Origin of the sequence: Halomonas sp. A40-4 (genome assembly GCF_015767635.1) — a bacterium.
Lineage (GTDB): Bacteria > Pseudomonadota > Gammaproteobacteria > Pseudomonadales > Halomonadaceae > Vreelandella > Vreelandella janggokensis.
Map to the genome: position 1 here is coordinate 2,793,621 of NZ_CP065230.1, position 23,652 is coordinate 2,817,272.

At 56.2% G+C, this 23,652-nt stretch carries 23 protein-coding genes; 5 read left to right on the forward strand and 18 right to left on the reverse strand.

What is annotated here, in order from left to right; translation table 11 throughout:
• Positions 1-8: 8 nt before the first annotated feature.
• The 3 genes from IT895_RS13210 to IT895_RS13220 all read right to left on the reverse strand — a co-directional run bounded on the left by IT895_RS13210 (position 9) and on the right by IT895_RS13220 (position 3,029).
• Positions 9-1,289 (reverse strand): TRAP transporter large permease, encoded by a 1,281-nt coding sequence (locus IT895_RS13210; RefSeq protein ID WP_066318705.1) that lies wholly within the window; start codon positions 1,287-1,289, stop codon positions 9-11.
• A 3-nt stretch (positions 1,290-1,292) separates the two neighbouring features.
• Positions 1,293-1,886: a TRAP transporter small permease gene (locus tag IT895_RS13215; RefSeq protein ID WP_199283711.1), complete on the reverse strand. Its 594-nt coding sequence runs from the start codon at positions 1,884-1,886 to the stop codon at positions 1,293-1,295.
• A gap of 69 nt (positions 1,887-1,955) precedes the next feature.
• Entirely contained in the window at positions 1,956-3,029 is a 1,074-nt protein-coding gene (locus IT895_RS13220) for a TRAP transporter substrate-binding protein (protein ID WP_199283712.1), read from the reverse strand.
• Between the two features lie 256 nt (positions 3,030-3,285).
• On the opposite strand from IT895_RS13220, the gene IT895_RS13225 reads away from it, so the two are divergent.
• From IT895_RS13225 to IT895_RS13240, 4 genes are all read left to right on the forward strand, one after another.
• On the forward strand, positions 3,286-3,735 hold the full coding sequence (locus IT895_RS13225) for a MarR family winged helix-turn-helix transcriptional regulator (protein ID WP_066318717.1): 450 nt from the start codon (positions 3,286-3,288) through the stop codon (positions 3,733-3,735).
• A gap of 143 nt (positions 3,736-3,878) precedes the next feature.
• Entirely contained in the window at positions 3,879-4,304 is a 426-nt protein-coding gene (locus tag IT895_RS13230; RefSeq protein ID WP_066318718.1) for an organic hydroperoxide resistance protein, read from the forward strand.
• A gap of 70 nt (positions 4,305-4,374) precedes the next feature.
• Positions 4,375-5,235: a glutathione-dependent disulfide-bond oxidoreductase gene (gene yghU, locus IT895_RS13235; protein ID WP_199283713.1), complete on the forward strand. Its 861-nt coding sequence runs from the start codon at positions 4,375-4,377 to the stop codon at positions 5,233-5,235.
• An 85-nt stretch (positions 5,236-5,320) separates the two neighbouring features.
• Positions 5,321-5,554 (forward strand): DUF2798 domain-containing protein, encoded by a 234-nt coding sequence (locus IT895_RS13240; protein WP_066318722.1) that lies wholly within the window; start codon positions 5,321-5,323, stop codon positions 5,552-5,554.
• A gap of 58 nt (positions 5,555-5,612) precedes the next feature.
• Here the strand turns inward: IT895_RS13240 and IT895_RS13245 are convergent, their stop codons facing one another.
• From IT895_RS13245 to IT895_RS13315, 15 genes are all read right to left on the reverse strand, one after another.
• Positions 5,613-7,676 carry a TonB-dependent siderophore receptor gene (locus IT895_RS13245; protein WP_233337245.1) on the reverse strand — a complete coding sequence of 688 codons (2,064 nt, stop codon included), beginning with the start codon at positions 7,674-7,676 and terminating at the stop codon, positions 5,613-5,615.
• Positions 7,677-7,929: 253 nt separating this feature from the next.
• The gene (locus IT895_RS13250) at positions 7,930-8,943 is read right to left on the reverse strand and encodes a lipid A deacylase LpxR family protein (protein WP_325073157.1); all 1,014 of its coding nucleotides are present in this window, start codon (positions 8,941-8,943) and stop codon (positions 7,930-7,932) included.
• 127 nt (positions 8,944-9,070) lie between these two features.
• On the reverse strand, positions 9,071-9,979 hold the full coding sequence (locus tag IT895_RS13255; RefSeq protein ID WP_199283715.1) for an SDR family oxidoreductase: 909 nt from the start codon (positions 9,977-9,979) through the stop codon (positions 9,071-9,073).
• A 30-nt stretch (positions 9,980-10,009) separates the two neighbouring features.
• Positions 10,010-11,092: an aldo/keto reductase gene (locus IT895_RS13260; protein ID WP_199283716.1), complete on the reverse strand. Its 1,083-nt coding sequence runs from the start codon at positions 11,090-11,092 to the stop codon at positions 10,010-10,012.
• Positions 11,093-11,153: 61 nt separating this feature from the next.
• Complete coding sequence (locus IT895_RS13265) at positions 11,154-11,750, reverse strand: TetR/AcrR family transcriptional regulator (RefSeq protein ID WP_199283717.1); 597 nt, start codon at positions 11,748-11,750, stop codon at positions 11,154-11,156.
• Positions 11,751-11,886: 136 nt separating this feature from the next.
• Positions 11,887-12,555 (reverse strand): cupin domain-containing protein, encoded by a 669-nt coding sequence (locus IT895_RS13270; protein ID WP_199283718.1) that lies wholly within the window; start codon positions 12,553-12,555, stop codon positions 11,887-11,889.
• A gap of 47 nt (positions 12,556-12,602) precedes the next feature.
• Positions 12,603-13,223, reverse strand: a complete 621-nt coding sequence (locus IT895_RS13275) for a glutathione S-transferase family protein (RefSeq protein WP_199283719.1) — start codon at positions 13,221-13,223, stop codon at positions 12,603-12,605.
• A 939-nt stretch (positions 13,224-14,162) separates the two neighbouring features.
• Positions 14,163-14,702 (reverse strand): YaeQ family protein, encoded by a 540-nt coding sequence (locus IT895_RS13280; RefSeq protein ID WP_199283720.1) that lies wholly within the window; start codon positions 14,700-14,702, stop codon positions 14,163-14,165.
• A 55-nt stretch (positions 14,703-14,757) separates the two neighbouring features.
• Positions 14,758-15,447, reverse strand: a complete 690-nt coding sequence (locus IT895_RS13285; RefSeq protein WP_199283721.1) for a glutathione S-transferase family protein — start codon at positions 15,445-15,447, stop codon at positions 14,758-14,760.
• A gap of 126 nt (positions 15,448-15,573) precedes the next feature.
• Positions 15,574-16,347, reverse strand: coding sequence for an enoyl-CoA hydratase-related protein (locus IT895_RS13290; protein WP_199283722.1), 774 nt, complete (start codon positions 16,345-16,347; stop codon positions 15,574-15,576).
• A gap of 117 nt (positions 16,348-16,464) precedes the next feature.
• The gene (locus IT895_RS13295) at positions 16,465-17,313 is read right to left on the reverse strand and encodes a 3-hydroxyacyl-CoA dehydrogenase family protein (protein WP_199283723.1); all 849 of its coding nucleotides are present in this window, start codon (positions 17,311-17,313) and stop codon (positions 16,465-16,467) included.
• 38 nt (positions 17,314-17,351) lie between these two features.
• A complete protein-coding gene (locus IT895_RS13300) occupies positions 17,352-18,989 on the reverse strand; it encodes an acyl-CoA synthetase (protein ID WP_199283724.1) in 1,638 nt (545 codons plus the stop codon).
• A 124-nt stretch (positions 18,990-19,113) separates the two neighbouring features.
• Entirely contained in the window at positions 19,114-20,901 is a 1,788-nt protein-coding gene (locus IT895_RS13305) for an acyl-CoA dehydrogenase (RefSeq protein WP_199283725.1), read from the reverse strand.
• Positions 20,902-21,026: 125 nt separating this feature from the next.
• Positions 21,027-22,400: an MFS transporter gene (locus IT895_RS13310; RefSeq protein WP_085918857.1), complete on the reverse strand. Its 1,374-nt coding sequence runs from the start codon at positions 22,398-22,400 to the stop codon at positions 21,027-21,029.
• A 171-nt stretch (positions 22,401-22,571) separates the two neighbouring features.
• Positions 22,572-23,222 (reverse strand): class I SAM-dependent methyltransferase, encoded by a 651-nt coding sequence (locus IT895_RS13315; protein WP_233337246.1) that lies wholly within the window; start codon positions 23,220-23,222, stop codon positions 22,572-22,574.
• A 31-nt stretch (positions 23,223-23,253) separates the two neighbouring features.
• Here IT895_RS13315 and IT895_RS13320 point away from each other — a divergent pair, with 31 nt between their 5' ends.
• Positions 23,254-23,637, forward strand: coding sequence for a VOC family protein (locus IT895_RS13320; RefSeq protein WP_085918855.1), 384 nt, complete (start codon positions 23,254-23,256; stop codon positions 23,635-23,637).
• The last annotated feature ends 15 nt before the right edge of the window (positions 23,638-23,652 follow it).

The following is a 23,652-nucleotide window of genomic DNA, read 5'->3' on the forward strand; positions in this document are numbered from 1 at the left end:
GCTCCTGTTTAATTGCCGCGCACAGCGGTGAGATCCGGTAACCAGGTGACCACGCCCGGAAAGGCGATCAATATTACCAGCACCACCAGTAGCGCGGCATAATACGGCAGCATCGCACGCACTAATGACTCCATGGATACCTTACCGACCCCGCACCCTACATACAGACAGGTGCCAACCGGCGGTGTCAGCAGGCCAACCCCGAGAATAAAGGCCATCAGCACGCCGAAGTAGACCTCATCCACCCCTACGGAGGTGACAATGGGTGCCAGCATCGGCGCCATGATCACCATGGCAGGCGTCAGATCCATCACAAAGCCCACCACCAACAGCAAAGCAGCCACAATCAACAATAGCAAGAAAGGATCCTGGGTGATCGACTGCACTTGAGACACCAGGGTTTGCGGGACCATGTTGATGGTCAGGAACCAGGCAATCACGGTGGCAAACGCCAGCAGCATCATCACCATACCGGTAAGACGAGCCGTGCGGATCAACATGCCGCCCAATGCCTTGATGCTGAACTCACGATACACCAGCAGGGAAATCGCCAGCGCGTAGAGTAATGCGGCAACGGCTGCTTCAGTGGCCGTAAAGATACCGCCAATAATACCGCCAATCACAATGACCGGAAGTACCAGCGCCAGCCAGGCATCTTTAAAGGCTTTCCAGAGGGCATCCCAACGGAACTTGCGCACCCCACCGCCCTGCTTACTCGCCAGAATGAAAGTGGTCACCATCAGTGCAAAGCCGATCATCATCCCCGGGACAATACCGGCAATGAACAGACGGCTGATCGAGGTTTCGGTCACAATGCCGTAGAGAATCAGCGGAATGGAGGGCGGAATGATAATGCCGATTACCGATGACACGGTGTTAATCGCCGTGGCGTTAGCGGCAGTGTAGCCCTGCTGTTTCATCGACGGGATCATCATGGCCCCTGTGGCGGCCGTATCGGCCACTGCCGAACCGCTGATACCGCCAAAGAACATAGAGCCGGTGATCGCGACCTGGCCCAGGCCACCGCGCATAAAGCCGACCAGCGCCCCGGCCAGTTCCATCAGGCGACGTGCGATGCCCCCCTGGCTCATCACCTCCCCCACCAGAATGAAGAAGGGAATCGCCAGCAGCGGAAAGCTGTTCACTCCTCGAATCGACTGCTCGATCATGATCGACAGGGGAATATCCGAGAGCACCGCCATTACCACCGCGGCAACCCCTAAGCCAAAGGCAATCGGCAGGCCCAGCACAATAGAAATCAATAAGATACCCAGAAAAATCCACAACATGGCTCAGGCCCCCTTTTCTGGCTGGCGAATGATGCAAAGACTCACCCACATCCGCCATAGCGACACCACGGCGATAAATAAAACGCACAGCACCAGTGACAAACTCAACAGACTCAATGGCACATTCAAAATCGCCGAGCGGCCACTGGAGTTCGCGATGACTTGGTACCCGCCAACTAACATCACGCCCATCAAGGCGGTAATAATCAAATGCTGAATAAAATAAAGCAGATGGGCAAAACGCATGGGCAGACGGCGTACCAAGGCGTCTACCGCAATATGTTCATAGCGCGCAAAGGCGGCTGCGGCCCCGATGAACACCAACCAGATAAAGAGCATACGCGCCAGTTCATCCGCCCAGGGCAGCGAATGATTAAACACCGCACGACCCACCACATTGCAGGAAACAGACGCAATCAGCGCGACCAGAATAGCGCCGATCAGATACTCCATGCCCAGGGTTAGCCAGCGAAACACAGCGGGGCCTTGGGCGGTGTCAGTGTGAAGTTCTAACTGTTTGCGATTGGGATCATCCAGATACACCGAAGGATCTTCGATCACGGGATCGTCAAGCGTAGTCGTCTGGGAAGTGGTCATGATAACTCCGGAGATACTGACAACTCGGGCAGGCCAATGGGCCTGCCCGATCACCAACAAAGGCGAGGGTTATTCGGTGCTGTCGTCGACAATCGCTTGAATGTCTTGAATCAGCTCTTCGCCAATGCGCGGCGCCCACTCTTCGTATACCGGCTGCACCGCTTCCTGGAAGGCTTCCAACTGCTCGTCATTGAGGCGAGTGATTTGCATACCACGCTCTTCAAGCTGCTCCCGCGACCACGTATCGTACTCCGCCGACAGCTGAATTTCGTACTCGGCCGATTGACGCGCCGCTTCCATCACCAGCTCCTGGTACTCAGGTGCCATGCTGTCCCAGGTGCGTTCGGAAAGCATCATGATAAACGGCGTGTAAACGTGACGGGTTTCGGTACCGTAATCCTGAACTTCGTGAAAGTTGGACGTCAGGATGGTGCTCCAGGGGTTTTCCTGGCCATCGACAACGCCTTGCTCCATCGCCGAGAAAAGCTCGCCAAACGCCATGGGCGTAGGGTTGGCGCCCAGCGTTTCCCAGATGTCCAGATGCACCGGGTTTTCCATGGTGCGTACGCTCAGGCCACGCACATCAAGGCCAGCAACATCTTCCGGCGTTTCAACCGGACGAGCGCTGTTGGAAAGCTGGCGATAGCCATTCTCAGAAAAAGCCAGCGGCTTCAGGCCAGAACCTTCAAAGCCTTCCAGCAGTTCCAGTGCCACATCGCTTTGCAGGACCTCAATCGCCGCTTCACGGCTGGGCAGCAAAAACGGCAGGTCAAACACGGCGAGTTCTTCAACATAGCCCGTGGCTGCAGAGCTGGACGGGTAGGTCATGTCCAGCGTGCCGGTTTGCAGCATTTCGAGCATCTGGACGTCGTCACCCAACTGGCTGTTGGGGAAGACATTGACGGTGATACGCCCATCGGTGCGCTTTTCGAGAATCTCACCGAAATACTGGCTGGAAATGTACTGCGGCGAGTTTTCCGATAGGCCGATACCCATACGCAGCGTATGGGAGCCATGGTCGCCCACCTTATCGCCATCGATTTCAGGCGGATCGGAAAGTTCGGGGCTTTGGGCATGGGCCATGCCCAGTGTCAGGGTTGTTGCGCCAACCAGAGTCAGTGTGTTGCGCCAAATTGCAGTCATGACGTATCTCCATACAGATCATTGTTGTTGATAATGATGATTGATAGCGGATGAATGGCATCGCCACCGAGTGAACGTTGCCGGCCACGACGATTATCGACGCTTTGTTACCGGTAACATTGGTTAAGCGAAGGCTAGCCATCTGCCATCACGGTGTCAAAGCGAAACAGGTAAATTGCGACCAAGGTATAGAGCGCTAGCCACTCCACGGTGGATCACGCTACATTAAGGTCACGCATTTTGTTACGGAGCCTTCATGGCCGACGCCCCGACCTGTAGCGAACTGGAACTCGATAACCAGCTTTGTTTCGCGCTTTACTCCACGTCCCTGATGATGACCAAGGTCTATAAGCCGCTGCTTAAAGAACTGGGGCTTACCTACCCCCAATACCTTGCAATGCTGGTGCTCTGGCAGGAAGACGGCATTACCGTCAGCACATTGAGCAAGCGCTTACTCACTGACCCTGGCTCGGTCACGCCGCTGCTTAAACGGCTTGAAGCCGATCAGCTACTGATCAGGCAGCGTAGCTGCCAGGATGAGCGGGTCGTGGAGCTTTTTCTAACCGATCGAGGACGCGCAATGCGCGAGCAGGCGCGCCACATCCCCAGCTGCGTGGTCAATGCTAGCGAGCAGTCCATTGAGGCACTCACCCAGCTCAAGGACGACCTGGTCAAACTTCGAGATAAACTGCAGCAGTCCCAGTAATCAGCCTATCGCCAGTCCGGCTACACAGCGCTCCCTCATTTACCTTGCGCACAAACTAAAGCTGCACTAACCTATTGATCACGTCCATGATGTGTACAAGCTGGGTAAACCCTACTTATCGAATTATTCAGGGAGTATTGACGATGTCGATTGAAACCATTGCCTACCGTGCCCACGCCACCGCTACCGGCGGCCGCGAGGGTCATGCCAAATCGTCGGACGGCGCGTTGAGCGTCAAGCTAAGCACGCCCAAAGAACTGGGCGGCCCCGGCGGCGACGGCACCAATCCCGAACAGCTTTTTGCAGCAGGTTACTCAGCCTGCTTTTTAGGCGCCCTTAAACACGTTGCCAGCCAAGAAAAAGTCAAGCTGCCAGACGATACCCAAATTAACGGCCACGTTGGCATTGGGGCTATTCCGACCGGTTTTGGCATTGAAGTGGAACTCGAAATCAGCCTGCCCGGCCTTGAAAAAGACGTGGCGCAAATGCTGGTCGATAAGGCCCACGTTGTCTGCCCCTACTCCAATGCAACGCGCGGTAATATCGACGTCACACTGACAGTGGTATAAGGTCGATAGTCAGCGAACCATCAGCCACCGCATCATTTGGTGCGGTGGCTTCCTTTAACAGGAGGGAACGATGAGCGAAGACACCTACACCCCACCACGCGTATGGCAATGGGAACCCGGCAACGGCGGCAAATTTGCCAACATTAACCGCCCTGTCGCGGGCGCAACGCATGACAAACCGTTGCCGGTTGGTAAACATCCCCTACAGCTTTATTCACTGGCCACCCCCAACGGGGTGAAAGTCACCGTGATGCTCGAAGAGTTGCTGGAGAAAGGCATTGAGGGCGCTGAGTATGATGCCCACCTGATCCAGATTGGTGAAGGCGACCAATTCAGCAGCGGTTTTGTCGAAGTGAATCCCAACTCGAAAATTCCCGCGCTGATGGATCACAGCGTTAACCCGCCCCAGCGCGTATTTGAATCCGGCGCCATCCTGCTTTATCTGGCCGAGAAATTTAACGCCTTCCTGCCCACTGACCCGGCAAAACGCACCGAGTGCTTGTCCTGGTTATTCTGGCAAATGGGCAGCGCGCCGCTACTCGGTGGCGGCTTCGGCCACTTTTACGCGTACGCACCGGAGAGCTATCAGTATCCGATCGATCGCTACACCATGGAAGTAAAGCGCCAGCTTGATGTACTCGACCGCCACCTGGCCGAAAACCGCTTCATTGCAGGCGATGAATACACCATTGCCGACATGGCGATATACCCCTGGTACGGCGCACTGGTCAAAAACCGGGTTTACGAGGCGGCTGAGTTCCTTGAAGCCCACACCTACAAAAATGTCATTCGCTGGACCGAAGAGATCGATGAGCGCCCGGCCGTCAAACGGGGCCGCATGGTCAACCGCACCTGGGGCGAACCCCATGAGCAGTTACATGAGCGCCACGACGCCAGCGACTTTGAACTGCGTACCCAAGACAAGCAATAATAGTGCTCCACCTTAATCACGAACGGCCCACGCGGGCCGTTTTGAGTTGAGTCCTGGCCTGATACGCAGTGTGAAGGGGCGCACGATGATTGACCCAAAATATAGCCAGTTGCTGTTTACCTTTTTGATGGCGCTGTTCATGTCATGTGTGATGTCGCTGGTGATTACGCTATACAACATCGGCTTTATTGACGGGATTGTGATGATCTGGCTCAAAGCGTGGCTGTTTGCCTTTGCCGTCGCGCTGCCGGTCATTAACCTGGTGTTACCCATTGTGCGCAGGTTGGTGGCCATTCTGGTTAAAAAGCCTCATGGCTAACGCAAAAGGGACGGCGTAGCCGTCCCTTTTGTCCTTTCAATGCGCTGAACGTCAGGAATTAAAATCGGTAACGTACGTTGGCCGTCACGTTGCGTCTCTCGCCATAGCCACAGTCGCCGCCCTCATAACGGCACCAGGAGATAAACTCTTCGTCAGTCAGGTTTTTGGCATCCAGGCTTAGATCCCACTTCCCGACGGTATACCCGATCATGGCGTCAACCAGGGTCTCGGACGGCACCTTGGGCGCACCACCCGAGCCTACGTTGTCACCGATGTAGCGAACCCCGGCACCAAATCGCCAGTTATTCCCCAGATAAAGCTTGTTCCACCAGGACGCCTGCTTTTCCGCCACGTATGGTAGCCGCTCGCCGGTGCTTTCATCATCGGCATTCATATTGGTGTAGCCCAGCTGGGTTTCAAAGTCCTGCCAGCGCTTGTTGATTTGCAACTCCCAGCCATCAATGACGGCACCGGTTTGTGTCACTCCACCGGGGGTTGCGCCCTCTGCAATGCGGTTTTCTTCGCTAATGTCAAAATACGCCGCACTGACCGACAGCGATTTATCCGGTGACAGGTACTTGATGCCCACCTCTTCTTGCTCGCCAGTGGTGGGGTCTAACGTACCGCCTTCCGACGCACCATCGTTACCCAAGTTCATCGCAAACGCTTCGGAGTAGCTCACATAGGGCGAGATGCCGTTATCAAATTGGTACATCAAGCCCAGACGCCCGGTGGTGGCCTCTTCATCGCTCACTGTATCGCTGCCCGCAACCGCTACCTGACGGTTTTCAGCCCAGTCGTGACGCAACCCAGCGGAAACCACCACCGGACCGACTTCGATATGATCGGCCAAATAAATGCCGACTTGGTCAATCTCGTTGCCCGGCCGGTCTGAAGGGTCAAGCGAATCCAACTGCAAGTTGCCATATTGCGGGTCATAAATATTAATGGTGCCACCGCCTCCCGCTACCGATGAATAGTTATCCTGCTCCCAAGTGGCGTCTTGGCGATCAATACCAGCAATCAGGTTGTGCTTGGTATCACCCAGAGCAAATTCCCCTTCCAGACGGGCGTCAAGGTTAAAAATTTGGGTTTCGGCATCGGCAGTATAGATCGTCCGCGAGACCTCCCCATTGGCATCCGGCTGGGTGCCAATATCCACCCAGTGCTCGCGGGTTTCGGTGCTGGAATCGGTGTAACGTGCGGTGGCCGAAAAAGCCCAGTCGCGGTTCAGTTGATGGTCGAAAAACAACGTCGTTTCGGTTTTCTCGCGGTCGTAACGATCCCAGCCCGGCTCGCCGACAAAACGCTCCGAGCCGATAAAGCCCTGGGATCCCGGCTCCAGCGTGCCAGCCTGGGGCAGGAACTGCGCCGACACCTGGCCCTTGTTCTCCTGGCGATTGACCAGCAGGGTAATTTCCGTGTCGTCGCTAGGCCGCCAGGTCAGCGATGGCGAAACCACATAGCCGTCGTCTTCCACGTGGTCGACCTGGGTATCACTGTCGCGCTTGAGGCCGACCAGGCGATACAGCAGTTTCCCGTCCTCGTCTGCCGCCCCGGTTACGTCAAACGCCAGCTGCTTGCGGTTGTTAGAGCCGTACTGCGCCCACACTTCCCCGCTACGCTCTTCTTCGGGCAGCTTGGAAACACCGTTGATGATACCCCCCAAGTCAGCCTGGCCGTAAAGCATGGAAGACGGCCCTTTCAGCACTTCCACGCTTTCCAGCGCGTAAGGGTTAGTGCGCACCGAGTTGTAAGAGCCGTAAATCTGGCGCAGGCCATCCAGATAGCGCCCGGCATCAACGCCACGCACGGTGGCACCGTCAATTCGCGTATCGAAACCGAAGTTACCCGCATACACGCCAGGCGTATAGAGCAGCGCATCCTGAATCGTTTTACTGCCGGTATCTTGCATAAACTGCTCATCCACCACCGAGAGCGAAAACGGCTGCTCGTTGAGCGGCACATCCAGCTTGCCGACGCTGGGCTGTTTTTCGGCTTCGATATAGCCCATGGCATCCACAGCGGTGGCGACCACTTGCATCGCCTCTAACTCTACATCGTTGGCGGAGGGGTTTTGTTGGGCGACGACAAGCGTCGGCGTGCCAAATATTGATGCCATGGCAACTGCGCTGGAAAGGCAACGCATAGAGAAAAAAGCGTTTCGCATGATAAACAGATCCCGGAGCAAATATTAATGATATAGATTTTTATTTGCATTATAGTAATAATCCGGGCCGAGGATGTCAACACGCCACCATCAATTAACCATCACCACTTTAGCCACCACAAAAAAACCTGCGGGCGGCTCGATAGGCCGCCCGCAGGTTCCATGATGTCCATCCAAAAGCGACCCCTATAGGGCTAAACTTGACTTAAAAACGCTTCGAGAGCGTCACCGCACCGAATTTATCCGACTCCTCCTGACCATCAAACTCCCGAGAGCGCGCCACGGCTGCATAGGTGACCTGCCAGTCTTCCCAGGCGAGCGCCAACCCACCTGAAATATCGCCTACCCATTCCTTGCGGTCGACCGAGTGACTATCTTGGAAAGTATTACCGTCAAGTGTCAGATTTTGCGCCATGTAATATCCTTCCATGTTGGCGAACAGATACCATTGCCAACCGCTGTTGCCATGGATCTGATGACGACTGCCGGGATTGGGGGTCAGCGTCGGAACTCCCTGTGCATCATCTCCCCAGCGCACGCTATAACCTGCACTGGCATAAGTATAGAGATTGCCAAGTGCTGCCCCGACGCTGGGGCCATGAGAAAACTGCTTGCCAGCCAAGGGGGTATCGTGCCACCACTGACGCCGCATCGTAAAATTGATAATAGGCTCATCGTCCAACTGGTTTCGCCAGCCACGTGGGCGATCACTGTCTGTTAGGCGGTGAACCTCTTGCTGAATGCTATCTGCTTGAGAGGAAGGCCCTACTAAGCCAACGTCCAAATGCAGATCCGTTGCCTGCTGCCAACGGCCTACTGGCTTATCTTCATAAAGCGATACACCACCATATATTAAACCAGCGTATGGGCGATCATCTTCAATAAGATCGCGACGCTTAATGACATCGGGCGTGTAAATTTGGTGTATCAAACGGTAAGAGGCGCGATCTGCCTGGCTAATGAGCCCATCCGGCAACGCCGTGGCTAAACGCTGCATCCAGCTTTGCGGCTCAGGCTTAAACATCCAGTTCAGCTCAAAGCCACTGGTAAAGTGACCATCATCACTACTGGCAAATAGATCGTTTTCGAACTTAAGGGAAAGCGTATTATCCTCAGCGGCCACGGCCATCGGTAGTAAACTGGAAGACAATACAAACGACAGCGCAGCTTTGCAAAATATGCCTTTGCGGATGCTGGGATGTTTGGCGAACGGCATCATGGCTCATTCCTTGAGTTGAGGAAACGGATACAAACATTGTTGATTGTATGTAATGATGTAAAAAGATAGCAAGCATACTTTTCTTTCCCGCCCCCCAAAAGTTGGTTGTTTACACACCTAGCATTACTTATTGCATACCAGTCTGGAGGCGATTGACCAATAAGTCGTCTCGCAGGATTTCCTCTTTGAGCGAGGTAAGCTCATCCACATCCCAATTAGCACTCAGATAGCGCCCTCGTGCCCAATCTGCCCTTCCTGACGCCAGCCAGACTAGAAAGGCGGCTGACAGCTCCGGACTGTCGATCAGAAAGGAGTGCCTATCCTCAGGCATGTTTCGAGCAAGTTCTGTAGCAACGCCGCCTGGATGAAGGGCAAAGCATTTGACACCATCCTCACCATGATCAACATCCACAAACTCACAAAGGCGATTGATGGCATGCTTGGATGTCTGATAACTGGATGCGGTAGGCGCAACTCGCTGAGCCCCGACAGACGACAGTAGAACCAAATGACCGCCGCTGCCTCCTATGTCTGCCCACTTTTTTGCAGATTGAATGAGGTGGGGAATAGAATACCGTATGATATGATAGGTTCCTTGGATATTGACCTCCCAAGTATGCCACCAGCTCTCTGGATCAGACTCACCGATTTTAGCCCACCGTTCAAGATGCCCTGCATTCGCATCAACTAGATCAATGCCGCCAAATTGTTCTACACAAGCTGATACCGCAGCGTCAACCTGTGCCGCATTGGTGACGTCGCAGATGGAATAAGCGCACCGAGTATCGGAATTTGCCTGAAAGACTAAGTCTTGTGTTTCCACCAGCGACTGCTCAGAGCGTGCTGTCAGATAAATGGCTTTGGCTCCTGCTTTAGCGAAGCATATCGCCGTTTCCCTACCAATTCCCCTTGAGGCACCCATTATGAGGACAATTTTGCCAGAGGCGGTGCCTGAAAGCGTAGAGGTTGGAGCGATTGCGTCATACTGGTCGTGGTGTTCCGTTAGAGAAAGATCTTGTGTCTGTGTTGGCGTCATGGGTATTCCTCATCAATAAAATAGCGACCTTTATGATTCGCCTTGCTCGCGGTACCCAGCCATCATGCTCATCATCCAGCCCGGGTACTCCTCCGGGATACGACTCGCCTCGTCCAGGGCTTTACGCTCGCCATCAGACAATCGGATCCGTGCGGCCCGGATATTGGCTTTCAGCTGATCTGGTCGCTTGGCACCAACAATAACACTGGATACAGGCTTCTGGTGCAGCAGCCACGCTAGCGCGATCTGGGCCATGGTGACGGGTTCGCCGTCAATCTGTTTTCCGTCAGCCACCTCCCGCATGACCTTGATAACCTCTCTGCCCCGTTCTCGGTTAATCGGCGGGAAGTCCAATTTGGCGCGCCGGTTGTCCTCGGACACGTCCGGACCCTCGTATTTGCCGGACAGGTAACCGCCGGCCAGCGGGCTCCACACCATCAACCCGACCTTTTCCGACGCCAACATGGGGATCACCTCCCGTTCCAGGTCGCGCCCCACCAGGGTGTAGTACGCCTGCAGAGACGCGACCGGGCACAGGTTGCGGGCCCGGGTGATACCGATGGCCTTCATGACCTGCCAGGCGGCCCAGTTAGACAAGCCCACATAACGCACATGGCCCTGTTGCACGAGGGTGTTCAGTGCCTCCAGGGTTTCTTCGATCGGGGTGGCCGGATCAAAGCCATGGATCTGGTACAGATCAATATAGTCGGTCTGCAATCGCGCCAGGCTCGCCTTGCATTCGCTCATGATGTGGCCTCGGGAAGCACCACGGGCATTGGGGCCCTCGCCCATGGGGCCGAGCACTTTGGTGGCCAACACGACATCTTCCCGGCGGACACCGAGGTTTTTCAGGGATTGGCCAACGATGCGTTCGCTGGCACCCAAGCCATAGATGTTGGCCGTATCGATGAAGTTGATACCGGCTTCCAGGGCGATCTTCACCAGTTCGTCGGCCTGTTCCTGCTGCAATTGCCCGATCAGGCCCCAGATGCCTTCATCACCGCCAAAGGTCATGGTGCCCAGGCAGAGTTCGGAGACGAACAAGCCCGAGTTTCCGAGTGCTCTGTAGCGTAACGAATTGCTATCAAATCTTGGCAGGTTGTGAGTGGTCATGTTGCACCTCCTGATGAAAGGTTAATGTCGTGACTTTTTGTCGTGTCTCATTCATTGCCATTCAAACGCCAGTGTTGTTCCCTTCCGAAGCACTTTGGCAGCGAGCCCTTAAAAGTTGTGTAGCCGCATCAAACGGAGCGGGATCTTCTACGGTGCGCGCCGCCAGATGGGCGCCTTCCAGCATGGCCAGGGTTGCGCAGGCTTCTTGTGCAGGATCAGAAATGGACGAGATTGATCCATCCCTCAGGCCCCGTTCAAAGGTTGCCCTGATCCAGTCCAGCACCATTGTCCGAACGCTACCCACCCGGTTAACAACCGCCTCGGGCAGGCTTTCTCGACAGATTGAAAAGGCAACGCACAGGCAGACAGTCTGGCCGTCATGCAGGGCACCCCGGTACACAGCGATGAGAGCACTTAGGCGTGCGCCAGCGCTGGGACAAGCCGCCTCTATTTCAGCCAGCCGCTCTTTCAGGCTGGTGTGATACCGCTCGATCAAACGCTCCGACAAGTCCGCCTTGGTCGGAAAGTGATAATGAATGGAAGCCTTTCTGATGCCGATGGCCTTCGCGAGATCCGCATAGCTGAACCCGTCAAACCCTCTTGATCGGGCGGTGCGCTCTGCGAAGTCTAACAGGGCGGTTCTTGTGTCACGGTTCATAATTAGTCAAAGGTTGACGTCGTTCACTCAGGCAGTTACCTAGTATGGTACCTTGATCAGGGGAAGGTTGAGATTCCTTCCCTTGATCAAGCCCTTTGGGCTCCTTACCGGTACAGAATGTTCAGACTCCCACCAGTTAAACTTCGGGGGTCCTGACAAACTGAAGGTGCCCTGTCTTAATCCAGATTTCCGCCCCATGGGCTCCGGCCGTTGCGGATAATGCTTCTCCTTCAGGCAGGCGCAGCCAGGCATTCCTGCCCAGCACATCATCGTTTACCGCGACATCGCCGTCCAGGACCAACACCTCGATCCCGCCAGCCGCGTCTGATGTTAAGGTAGCACCGGGCTCAAGCTTGCGGTAAGTGACCGTTTCACGCTCGTCCTCGTGCAGGAGCGAGGTGGAAATGCCTTCCACCGGAGCACCCAGTTCCGCTTCCATGTTTTTGCTGAACTGAGTACGGTCCGCTGGATTAAACTGCCAGAGCTTGACGAAAATCGTACATCCCTCGTCAGAACCAGGCACATGAGACGTGGTTGGCGGATTCCGCACATAGGTTCCCGCCGGATAATCCCCATGTTCGTCCTGAAACACACCGTCAAGTACGATGAATTCTTCACCACCGTCATGCGTGTGCGCCGAAAACCGACTGCCTGGCGCATACCGCACAATACTGGTAGCACGGGCCACTTCGCCACCGATACGATCCAGCATTCGCCGCTCCACCCCTTTCATAGGTGAAGGGCGCCACTCAAGCTGGTCGGTGTCAATGACCACGGGCTTTGTAAAGTCTGCATTGATTTCCATGCTCTGTCCTCCGGTTAATCAGTCTGCCAAGCCAAAAGCCCCTGGCATCAGCCGGTAATCGACGGACGGGCCGCGACCCGGGCACGCCAGGCGAGGAGATGATCGAGATGATCGGGAATGTCAACCTTGGCAAATTCTGCAAACACCATCCCGGCATAAGTCGTGATATCCGCAACAGTGAAACGGTCACCAGCAAGAAACTCGTTTTCCGCAAGAACCTCGTTGAGGTAGGCCATCGTGGACTGAGCGACCTCCTTCTGCTTATTGCCCCAGTCAGGGCATTGCCATGTCTCGAGGTCGGGTCCCAGGCCCTGGGTTGCATGGTGGAAATACGCGCCCACCGCATTCATCAAACCGGATTCGGCACGAATATTCATCATCGCGATAACCGCACGCTCTTTAGGCGAGGCGCCCGTTAGGGAGGGCCCGTCAAACACACCGTCCAGGTACTCAGTGATGGCGTTGCACTGTGCAATGCAGGTGCCATCATCAAGCTCCAGTACCGGTACGGTGGCATCGGGGTTCTTTGCCCTGAAATCACTGGTACGGTGTTCACCACCCATGACATCCACCGGGACAAACACCACTTTGTCGGTAGCACCTTTCTCGGCAAGGGCAATACGGACGCGTAGCGGGTTGGGAAAGCCTTCGGTTTCGTAGATTTTCATTTTTGACCTTTATTAGTAATGAATATGACAACACCTTACCTACTAAAAGGTAGTCATTCAATAAAATAAAGATATTTTTTATGGACACTCTGAATAACTCACGAAATGAGCGATAATCCTGTCCCTGCTCACAACAGGATTCGTTGCCACCATGGATCAAATCACCTTTTCCGAAGCCGAGTACCAAACCAAGAAGCGCAAGAAGACCCGTCGTGAGATCTTTCTTAAGCGGATGACAAGCTGATTCCCTGGAGGCAGTTGAAGATGAAATTTGCTGGCCGCGTTCAGCAATCTGCTGATCGGTGAAAAATACCTGCTGGCGTAGGGCCAGTGCGACTGTTTTCGCCGACATGGCGGAAATAGGCAAAAAACGCCAATAACGGAAAAATAGCGTCTCAATCTTTGATTTAGGCCGACTAAAATCAAGGCCAGCGAAAATCAGCGATTATTTAGACCTCGCCTAATACTCCCTCCCGTCGCCTCTCGACCCCGATAGCGCCCTAGCAGACCACCAGACCTCCCAAGGTAAGGCACGCGACGTTGTTCAGCGCATCCTTGCGCCTCACATTTCAGGCTGACACTCAAATTCGTTCCAGACGAATTTGTACCGCTTGAGTCTGTCGGATATACGTCATGGCGTACAGCAAAAGTGCTAGGCTTTGATGATGGGGCCACCTCACGCCGCTATGACGCCTCAATCCGTTTCATGTTCGTCAGGCCAGCGTTTTGCCTCGAGCTTTCTTCAGATTTCCCTTCGCGAGGGACACCCTTACCGGGCGTGCAGGGGACTTTAACCCCAAAGTCACCCTCAGGTACCAACTCAGGAACAGCGCCAGTCAAGGCGCTGCGCGCCAAGCCTGGCGCGCATCAAAAAAGATGATCTCAAGGGCACTCCGATGCGTCTCCGATTCACCGTGCTCCAGCGACTCTTGCGCAGGGCTAACCACCCCTTAGCAGCCAGTACGGCGTGATTTCATGTTGGCCGTTTTCATCGGTAATGAACATCGATCCTTCGCTGATCATCACGGCCCAGTTAATCGCCCTTGGCAAATCCTTGGCAATGGTCGCGAGTGCTTCCTGTGGCAGCCCCGCCACATGCACATTTTTCAACGATGCCACATTAGGCAGTACCTTGCTCTCCCACATATCGACGCGACCGTAGGCAAGCAGCGATACGCGCTCAGCCCGCCTGGAACACCAGGTAAGGCGCTCAGCATCCGGCAGGCCGACTTCAATCCAGTGCAGCACACGGCCATCCAGGCTCTTTTCCCACAAAGCGGGCTCATCGACGTCGGAAAGGCCACGCCCGAAGGCAAGGGCTTCGTCATACCAAAGCACATAGGCAAGCAAGCGCGCGGTCATGCGCTCTTCGGTCTCTGACGGATGACGTGCCACGGTAAAACGCAGCGTCTCATACACCCCGCGATCCAGATCGGTCAGATTGATATCCACTTTGTAGGGCGTTGCACTAAGGGCCATTGCAGTTTCCAAACGAAAATTTACGCCAGTGTACCTGATACAGGGTATAGACAGGTCATGACAGGCGGAGATCCGCTTTAAGGGTGCCGTTCTTTAGCGTTTCGGCCTCGTGCATCGGCTCGCGCCACGGCTCTTCGAGGGCGGCTTGATACCAGGCCTGCATGGCAGGCAGCGCCAGCAGGCGCTCCACATAAGCCTGAGAGGGTGCACTGAGCGGTAGGTTGAACGTCTGCGCACGGAACGCCACGGGCGCATAAAACGCATCGACAGCGCTGAAGTACTTGCCTGCCAGGAAGGGCCCGCCGAAGCGCTCAAGTCCCTGCTGCCATAGGGCATCCAGGCGGTACACATCAGCCTTCAACTTATCCGACAAGCCGTTTAACTCAACCCGCAGGCCGCAGTTCATTGAGCACTCGTCGCGTAAAGCGCCAAAGCCACTGTGCATTTCGGCAGTGGCTGAGCGTGCCCAGGCACGGGCTGCCTTATCTGCAGGCCATACGTTGGTGTGTTGCTCGGCCAGGTACTCGACGATTGCCAGAGAATCCCACACGGCCAGCTCGCCATCCACCAAGCAAGGAACCAACCCCGAAGGGGAAAAACGCCTAAACGCCTCATGACTGGCACCAAAGCCACCCTCGAACGGCATGAGATGTTCGTTAAACGGAATTTCCAGCGCTTTCATCAGCACCCAAGGACGCAGCGACCAGGAAGAGTAATTCTTGTTGGCAATATACAACTCAAACATGCAGCGCTCCTTGTTGATAACAGAGACGTTAATCGAACGAAATGCTTCACCATGTTGCTTCGAGCATAAAACGGGGGTGGCGCAAGCGCCACCCCCTAAATCAGCAAATATTGAATGAGCAAACGCTTAAAAGTTCGGTTTGCGCTTCTCGACAAAGGCGGACATACCCTCTTTCTGCTCACCACCGGCAAAGCAGAAGGCGAAAAGGCTGGTTTCCAGCGCCAGAGCACTGTCCAGATCCTGATCCAAGCCGTCGTGAACCGCCTGCTTGGCACCGCGCACCGCCTGTGCGCCATTACCTTTAAGCTGTTTGGTGAGCTCTTCAACGTAGCTCTCGAGCTCGGCTTGCGGCATTAACCGGTTCACCAGGCCGATACGCAGCGCCTCTTGGGCGTCGATCTTGCGTCCGGTGGTGACCAGATCAATCGCCATGGCGGGGCCAACGCGGCGCGGCAGTCGCTGGGTACCGCCAAAGCCCGGGATGACCCCGAGCAGCACTTCAGGTTGACCGAACACGGCGTTGTCGCTGGCTACCGCCCAGTCGCAGGCCAGTGCCAGTTCGCAGCCGCCGCCAAGGCAAAACCCGTTCACCAGCGCGACCACCGGCACGGGTAACGTTTCCAGGCGTTTAATGGTACGCAGCGCTTGACTGGCAAAGTCCCGCGCTTCCTCAGGTGTTTTATCACGCATTTCGGTGATATCGGCACCGGCCACGAAGGCTTTCTCCCCGGCACCGGTAAGCAGTACGCCGCGTAAATTCGGGTGGGCTTCAAGCTCCACCAGGTGTGTTTCCAGCGCTAGTAGTACATCGCTATTCAACGCATTCAGTGCTTTGGGACGATTGATGGTGAGGCGCACCATCCCATCGTTATCAACCTTTTCGATCACTGCTTCGCTCATGATGGGCTCCTTATTTGATTTGTTATGGAATTTTAAAATGAATACCCATCAACCCTAGCGAACGCTTGGTTGAGTGGCAATCACTTATTTATGCCGCGCTCTTCAGGTCAGTGCAAGCTAATCGTAATGATAAAAACCGCGGCCGCTCTTACGACCTAGATAGCCCGCCGCGACCATGCGCTTGAGCAGCGGACAGGGACGGTATTTGGGGTCGCCAAAGCCCTCCTGGAGCACCTCCATAATCGCCAGGCAGACATCCAGGCCAATCAGGTCCGCCAGCGCCAGCGGACCCATGGGGTGAGCCGCACCGAGTTTCATCGCCTCATCAATGGCTTCAGGCGTTGCAGTGCCTTCCTGAACAATAAATGCCGCTTCGTTGATCATGGGTACGAGTAAGCGGTTGACCGCAAAGCCAGGCGTATCGCCCACCGGCACGGCGGTTTTGCCAAGGGTCTTGGCAAGTTTTTCAATCTCGGCCACGGTGGCATCGGCGGTCTGCTCGGCGCGAATCACTTCCACCAGTTTGAGCACCGGCACCGGGTTGAAGAAGTGCATCCCCACCACGCGCTCGGGGTGCTCACACACCGCTGCCAGGCGAGTGAGTGATAGCGAAGAGGTGTTGGAGGCCAGTATCGCGGTGCTGCTCAACTGGCTGAGATCGCGAAACAGCTTCTCTTTCAGCTCGGGTTGCTCAGGGGCAGCTTCGATAATCACCGCGCAGTTGCTTAGTGCGTCCAGCGTGGTGGTGGTAGAAAGGCGCGCCAGCGCAGCGTCTTTCTCCACCGCGCTGATTTTTTCTTTCGTGACCAGCTTACCCAAACCTTTATCGATATTTGCCTTGGCACGGCCAAGCGGCTCCTCGGCCACGTCATAAAGGTGCACATTAACGCCACTGGCAACCGCCACTTGGGCAATCCCCTGCCCCATGGTACCTGCGCCGACGACACCGATATTCTGATCACTCATGCATTCTCTCCCCGGTCGATGACTGATTCTGCTAGCGATTATTGATGCTGTTTGGCTTCTTCCCGCAGTACAAATTTCTGAATCTTGCCCGTCGAGGTTTTCGGCAGGTCGCTGAAGATAACCATTCTAGGGACTTTGTAGCCTGCCAAGTGTTCACGGCAGTGGGCGATAATATCGGCTTCGCTGACTTCACCATAACCGACTTTGAGCTTCACAAAGGCACAGGGGGTTTCGCCCCACTTCTCGTCAGGCTTGGCCACCACCGCTGCCTCTTCCACGGCAGGATGGCCGTAAATAGCGTCTTCCACTTCAATGGTCGAGATATTTTCACCGCCGGAAATAATGATGTCCTTGGAGCGGTCCTTGATCTCGATATAGCCGTCCGGGTGCCACACGGCCAGATCCCCGGTGTGGTACCAGCCCCCTTCCAGCGCCTGCTCGGTGGCTTCGGCATTCTTTAAATACCCCTTCATGACGTTGTTACCGCGCATCAGAATCTCGCCGATGGTCTGACCATCCTTGGGGACCGGCTCCATGGTTAGCGGGTCGGCCACACAGAGGGCTTCGAGCATGTGATAGCGCACCCCCTGGCGGGCTTTGATCTTGGCCCGCGCTTCCAGCGACAACTCATCCCACGACTCGCGCCAGGCGCACACGGTCACCGGCCCATACACTTCCGTCAGACCATAGACGTGGGTGACGTCAATGCCCAGCTTCTCTACCCCGGCAATTACCGACGCGGGAGGTGCCGCACCGGCGGTGGTCACTTTCACCGGGTGATCAAACTCGCACTTGTCGTCGGCCGGTAAGTTCACCAGGCCATTGAGAATAATCGGCGCCCCGCTGAAGTGAGTGACCTTCTCGGCGGTAATGAGTTGCATGATCTTTTTGGGGTCGACTTTGCGCAGGCAAATATTGACCCCGGCGTTGGCGGCAATCGTCCACGGGAAACACCAGCCGTTGCAGTGAAACATCGGCAGTGTCCAAAGATAGATCGGGTGGTGGGGCATCGCCCACTCCATGATATTGCTCACCGCGTTCAGGTAAGCGCCGCGATGGTGATAAACCACCCCCTTGGGCTTACCGGTGGTGCCGGAGGTGTAGTTGAGCGAGATCGCATCCCACTCATCCGCGGGCAGCTGATAGGCAAATTCAGCATCGCCCTCTTGGAGTAGCGCTTCGTATTCAATTTCCCCAATGCCCTGGGTGTCGCCAAGAAACTCCACATCGGCGACGTCAATGATCAACGGTTTATGCTCAAGCTTGGCCACCGCTTGCTGGATGACGTCGGCAAACTCGGGGTCAACCAGAATGGCTTTGGCCTCGCCGTGCCCCAGCATATAGCTGATCGCCTCGGCATCCAGACGGATGTTCAGGGTATTCAATACACAGCCGGCCAGCGGCACGCCAAAGTGAACTTCAAACATAGCGGGCACGTTGGGCAGCATGGCTGCCACCGTCTGGCCCGGCTGAATGCCTCGCTGCTTGAGGGCAGAGGCCAGCCGACGGCAACGCGACCAGGTCTCACCCCAGGTGCGCCGCGTGCTGCCATGAACCACCGCAGGGTAATCGGGATAGATCGACGCCGAGCGCTCGATAAAGGTCAGCGGTGAAAGCGGTACGTGGTTGGCAACGGTCTTCGGCAACCCCTGCTCGAAGATAGAAGTGTTCGTCATGGTCGGCTCCTGGCATTATAGAAATCGTTATTATTAATAAGCGCACGTTTTAAATGACTGTTTTGATAGCCTAGAAACAGCACCGCCGCCTCAAAGGGCGGCGGTGCGAAGCTAACAATTAGCGTCAATGAACCTCAAAGTCGCTTAAACATTGTATACCTGCCTCAATCACCGCCCGCTGGGCCCGGCCAACCGGCAGCCATTGAGTGATGGCAAAGTCGGCGCTACGCATCTTGGCAGTATAGAAGGGATCGTCGCTGCCATTATGAATGGCAGCTTTGGCACTCAACGCTGATTGACCCATTTGCCACGCGCACAGCACATGCCCCGCTAGATTCAGGAACGGTGTCGCGTAGGCCTGAACGGCGTCTGCGCCGCTATCGGGGTCTTTACCCTCTGCCAGCACAATGGCTTGGGCGGCTTTTAAATCGTCAAGCCCGGCGGCCAAGCCGCGGCCCAATGCTGCCAAGGCGGGGTCGGCATTGAGCTGCTCCACCGTCGCGGCGACCTCTTTCAAGAGCGCGGTGAGCGCTTCGCCGTTGTCACGCTGGAGCTTCCGCCCCGCCAGATCGAGCGCCTGGATACCGTTGGTGCCTTCGTAAATCGGTGCAATGCGGGCATCGCGCAGCAGCTGGGCGGCGCCAGTCTCTTCCACATAGCCCATGCCGCCGTGTACCTGAATGCCCATAGAGGCAATATCCACGGCCTGATCGGTGGAGAAGCTCTTGATGACGGGAATCAAAATATCGGCGCGGGCCTGGGCGGTTTGGCGGGCATCGCTGTTTTCCGCATGGCGGGCGGTGTCCAGTTCGGCGGCGCAGTACTGGGCCAGCGCGCGCAGCGCATCGGTGCGTGAACGCATGGAGAGCAACATGCGGCGCACATCCAGGTGGTCGCTGATGGTGCAGTCCTTACCGCCCCGGGCTTTAGGGGAACGCCCCTGGGTGCGCTCCAAGGCGTAGGCAAAGGCGTGCTGACAGGCGCGCTCGGCCACGCCAATGCCCTGAATACCAACCTTGTGGCGCGCTTCGTTCATCATGGTGAACATATGGTTGAGGCCACGCCCCTCCTCGCCGACCAGATAGCCAACCGCGCCGCCATTTTCGCCAAAGCTCAGGGTGCAGGTGGGCGAACCGTGGATGCCCAGCTTGTGTTCAATGGAGGCGCAGGTGACGTCGTTGCGCTCACCCAGGGAACCGTCGTCGTTGACCAGAAATTTGGGCACCAGAAACAGCGAAATGCCTTTGTTGCCTTCCGGCGCGTCGGGTTTGCGGGCCAGTACCAGGTGAATAATGTTCTCGGCGGCGTCGTGCTCGCCCCAGGTAATGTAGATTTTCTGGCCGCTGATACGGTAATGACGGCCTTCGGGAATGGCTTTAGTACGGACCTTCGAAAGATCCGAGCCGGCCTGGGACTCGGTCAGGTTCATGGTCCCGGTCCAGGTACCTTCTACCAGCTTGGGGAGATAGACCGCTTTCTGGTCGTCGTTACCATGGTGGGCCAAGGCTTCGATAGCACCGGCTGTCAGCATGGGGCAAAGACCCAGCGCCATATTGGCGCCGTGGAGCATTTCCTGGACGGCGCTGGCCACCACTTCCGGCAAATTTTGTCCGCCCAATGATTCAGAGACGCCAATGCCGTTCCAGCCCCCCTCCACATACGCCTGGTAAGCCGCCGCGAAGCCTTCCGGCGTCGTTACCCTGCCATCTGAATGGCGCTTTGCTCCCTGCTTGTCGCCAACATCGTTCAGCGGCCCCCAGACATCACCGGCCAGCTTGGCAGCTTCTTCAAGCACTGCCTCGACCAGATCGGGGGTGGCTTCTTCAAAGCCCGGCAGGTTCAGCGAGCGATGCGCTAGCAGTTCTTCAAGCACAAAGCGCAAATCGCGTACCGGCGCGGCGTAATAGTTCATAACAAGACCTCGGGCTGAGAATTTAAACAATTGTTTGAAAGTCTACAGTGATACTAGTAATCCTCGCCACTACACACCATTAGCCCAAGGTCTCAACAAAACGTCACGCAATTAACGACGGCGCCTCAATGCCGCTCACCAGCCTGCTCGGTATCATCGTAATAAACGATGTGATTTTCGTCTTCAGGCGGTGGCCCGACAATTGGTTCCGCCACGTCCACATCGGGCACCAGGTCCGACAGATCCTCGAGATGTTCGTGCTCCAGCGCTCCCTGCATCAGCTCTTCGGTGACTACCAGCTCGGCACCCGCAGAGCTCATCGGCGTCGTGGCGGTAAACGGTGCCACCGGCACAGGCGCGGGGCGAACACGTCGACGCCAACTGAAGAACATGACAAAGAACAGGCTCAGCGCACCGAAAGCCCAGAACAGCCCGGCATCGCCCATGACCGTCATCACCGGGGAGATCATCAGCGGGCTGATCGTCGCACCGATGGAGTTGATCAACAGCAGTCCCTGGCTCATGCGCACCAGGGCACCGGCCGGGGCACGGTCAGCCGCATGGCTGACCGCCACCGGATAAAGCGCAAACACCCCGCCACCCAGCAGGAACAGCAGCACCGCCAGCATTGGCGTGGAAAGCGGTAGCCACAACATTGCCGCCGAGATCAGCGCGCAGAAAGCGCTGATCGCGATCAACACCATCTGGCGGTCGTGGCGATCCGACCAGCGGCCAATGGGGTACTGCAGTAGCATGGCGCCCATAATCACCACGGCCATCATCTGGCCAACCTGGCTGACCGTCATGCCAATTCGCTGTAAATAGAGCGGCAGCAGCGTATACGCCGCCGCGACCACCATGCCGGACCCCAGACTGCCCATGACACCGGTTGGCGTCATGGTGATCAGGCGAAGAGGCGGAAGCGGCTCGGCATGCTCGATAAGCGGTGATACGCGTGGAATCATCGCCATTGGCAGTACCGAGAGTGACGCCAGAAGCCCTATCACCATGAACGGTGCCGTCATGCCCATGGCATCGGTCACGCCCAGCAGCAATTGCCCCAACACGCCAGCGGCATACAGCGAAATCATATACAGCGCGAGCAGACGACCGCGCACTTTCTGGTCGCCAGAGGTCAACAGCCAGCTTTCAATGACCAGATAGACCCCCACCGTTGCCCAGCCGCCGATCAAACGCAGCACGAACCAGGCCCAGGGATCAAAGAATAGGCCCTGTAGCAGTACCGTCACGGCGACCAGCGAGGCGAAGCTACCGTAGGCGCGGATATGACCGATACGCAGTAACAGGCGATCATTCACCATGGCACCCAGTGCCAGGCCAATAAAGTAGGCGGACGAGACAATACCGATTAACGTGGCCGACTCACCTGCCGCATCCAGGCGGATGGTAATCAAGGTAGCGAGAAAGCCGTTACCGATCCCGAGAATGAACAGCCCTAAAAGGGGCGCCAGCGCCATGGCCAGCAGTTGCCGCGACATGAAAACCTCGTCTTGCCGATAGAGATGAAAAACAGGCGTGGAAAACACGGCAGAGCGTGCCCACAGAAACCGCCATCTCACCTGGCACATCGATTCAGGCAGGGATAACGGCGCGCAATTATTGCCCCGAACGGGGTAAAGTCAATGCTTTTCTGACGGCGTCGCTGTCGGCTATAGCAATTTACGCAGGATAACCGTGTCAGGCCCAGGAAATTCCACTGTAAAATGATGCTGGGCGGCCCACCAGCAAAATGTTGCTTCGCTGAAGAAACTGACGTGTGTTGGGTCCGCAATATAGTGCCAGCGAGCAAACGACTCGGGCGACGTGACCCGCTTGGTCATCATCCCAAGGTAGCCACCGGGCGTTAGCAGTCCGACCAATTGAGCCAGCACCTGGCCGGGCTGCGCCAGATGCTCGACGACTTCTGTCGCGGTGATAAAATCGTATTCATGGGTAAGCACCCGCTGTTCTGGCGCATAAAAGGGGTCATAAATTGACATGGGGTAGCCCTGCTCTGCGAACATCACAGAGAGCGTGGGCCCAGGGCCTGAGCCAAAATCAAGCCCTCGGGCCTGGGCGGTCAGCCTAGCGGTCAGCGGGGTAAATAAACGCCCTAAAAAACGTCGATATCCCGTATCATACGGCGAGTTCTGGTGCTTGTCGTATTCCGCCCTTTCGGCGGCTGCGCTCAAATGCTGCTCTGGCGGCACAAAGACCAGTGCACACGTGGCACACTGGAAATAGTCACGGCGGCGATCTTGATGATAGAGGGTAGCATCACCCTCGTCACATAGCGGGCAACGCCGCGTCGTTGTCTTCATTGACTCACTGTTTTGTATTAAGGAAAGTGGCATGCTCTCAGGTCTGGACCATCTTGTTGTGACCGTGACCGACATGGGTCGCGCGGTGGATTTTTACTCACGTGTTCTGGGACTGGAGGTACGCTACCGAGACGCCCAACGGGTCGACTTGCTCCTCGGCGATACCGCGTTGCGCCTGCATCAGACCGACACGGATATTGCACCCATTTCTGCCACCCCCACTCCCGGTAGTCTAGACCTCTGCCTGCGCTGCCAACTACCGCTGAACGAGTTCAAACAGCACCTGGATGTCCTGGGGATTGATATCGAACTGGGCCCCGTGGCACGCCAGGGGGCCAATGGTCCCATCGAGTCGATTTATTTGCGCGACCCGGACGGCAACCTGCTCGAGATTTGCCGCCCTGCGGCACGCTAATGCCAAGACCGGTCA

Excerpts from the sequence above, each read along its gene's own strand:
- IT895_RS13210 (WP_066318705.1), bottom strand. The coding sequence starts at position 1,289 with ATGTTGTGGATTTTTCTGGGTATCTTATTGATTTCTATTGTGCTGGGC.
- IT895_RS13215 (WP_199283711.1), bottom strand. The coding sequence starts at position 1,886 with ATGACCACTTCCCAGACGACTACGCTTGACGATCCCGTGATCGAAGAT.
- IT895_RS13220 (WP_199283712.1), bottom strand. The coding sequence starts at position 3,029 with ATGACTGCAATTTGGCGCAACACACTGACTCTGGTTGGCGCAACAACC.
- IT895_RS13225 (WP_066318717.1), top strand. The coding sequence starts at position 3,286 with ATGGCCGACGCCCCGACCTGTAGCGAACTGGAACTCGATAACCAGCTT.
- IT895_RS13230 (WP_066318718.1), top strand. The coding sequence starts at position 3,879 with ATGTCGATTGAAACCATTGCCTACCGTGCCCACGCCACCGCTACCGGC.
- yghU (WP_199283713.1), top strand. The coding sequence starts at position 4,375 with ATGAGCGAAGACACCTACACCCCACCACGCGTATGGCAATGGGAACCC.
- IT895_RS13240 (WP_066318722.1), top strand. The coding sequence starts at position 5,321 with ATGATTGACCCAAAATATAGCCAGTTGCTGTTTACCTTTTTGATGGCG.
- IT895_RS13245 (WP_233337245.1), bottom strand. The coding sequence starts at position 7,676 with ATGGCATCAATATTTGGCACGCCGACGCTTGTCGTCGCCCAACAAAAC.
- IT895_RS13250 (WP_325073157.1), bottom strand. The coding sequence starts at position 8,943 with ATGATGCCGTTCGCCAAACATCCCAGCATCCGCAAAGGCATATTTTGC.
- IT895_RS13255 (WP_199283715.1), bottom strand. The coding sequence starts at position 9,979 with ATGACGCCAACACAGACACAAGATCTTTCTCTAACGGAACACCACGAC.
- IT895_RS13260 (WP_199283716.1), bottom strand. The coding sequence starts at position 11,092 with ATGACCACTCACAACCTGCCAAGATTTGATAGCAATTCGTTACGCTAC.
- IT895_RS13265 (WP_199283717.1), bottom strand. The coding sequence starts at position 11,750 with ATGAACCGTGACACAAGAACCGCCCTGTTAGACTTCGCAGAGCGCACC.
- IT895_RS13270 (WP_199283718.1), bottom strand. The coding sequence starts at position 12,555 with ATGGAAATCAATGCAGACTTTACAAAGCCCGTGGTCATTGACACCGAC.
- IT895_RS13275 (WP_199283719.1), bottom strand. The coding sequence starts at position 13,223 with ATGAAAATCTACGAAACCGAAGGCTTTCCCAACCCGCTACGCGTCCGT.
- IT895_RS13280 (WP_199283720.1), bottom strand. The coding sequence starts at position 14,702 with ATGGCCCTTAGTGCAACGCCCTACAAAGTGGATATCAATCTGACCGAT.
- IT895_RS13285 (WP_199283721.1), bottom strand. The coding sequence starts at position 15,447 with ATGTTTGAGTTGTATATTGCCAACAAGAATTACTCTTCCTGGTCGCTG.
- IT895_RS13290 (WP_199283722.1), bottom strand. The coding sequence starts at position 16,347 with ATGAGCGAAGCAGTGATCGAAAAGGTTGATAACGATGGGATGGTGCGC.
- IT895_RS13295 (WP_199283723.1), bottom strand. The coding sequence starts at position 17,313 with ATGAGTGATCAGAATATCGGTGTCGTCGGCGCAGGTACCATGGGGCAG.
- IT895_RS13300 (WP_199283724.1), bottom strand. The coding sequence starts at position 18,989 with ATGACGAACACTTCTATCTTCGAGCAGGGGTTGCCGAAGACCGTTGCC.
- IT895_RS13305 (WP_199283725.1), bottom strand. The coding sequence starts at position 20,901 with ATGAACTATTACGCCGCGCCGGTACGCGATTTGCGCTTTGTGCTTGAA.
- IT895_RS13310 (WP_085918857.1), bottom strand. The coding sequence starts at position 22,400 with ATGTCGCGGCAACTGCTGGCCATGGCGCTGGCGCCCCTTTTAGGGCTG.
- IT895_RS13315 (WP_233337246.1), bottom strand. The coding sequence starts at position 23,222 with ATGAAGACAACGACGCGGCGTTGCCCGCTATGTGACGAGGGTGATGCT.
- IT895_RS13320 (WP_085918855.1), top strand. The coding sequence starts at position 23,254 with ATGCTCTCAGGTCTGGACCATCTTGTTGTGACCGTGACCGACATGGGT.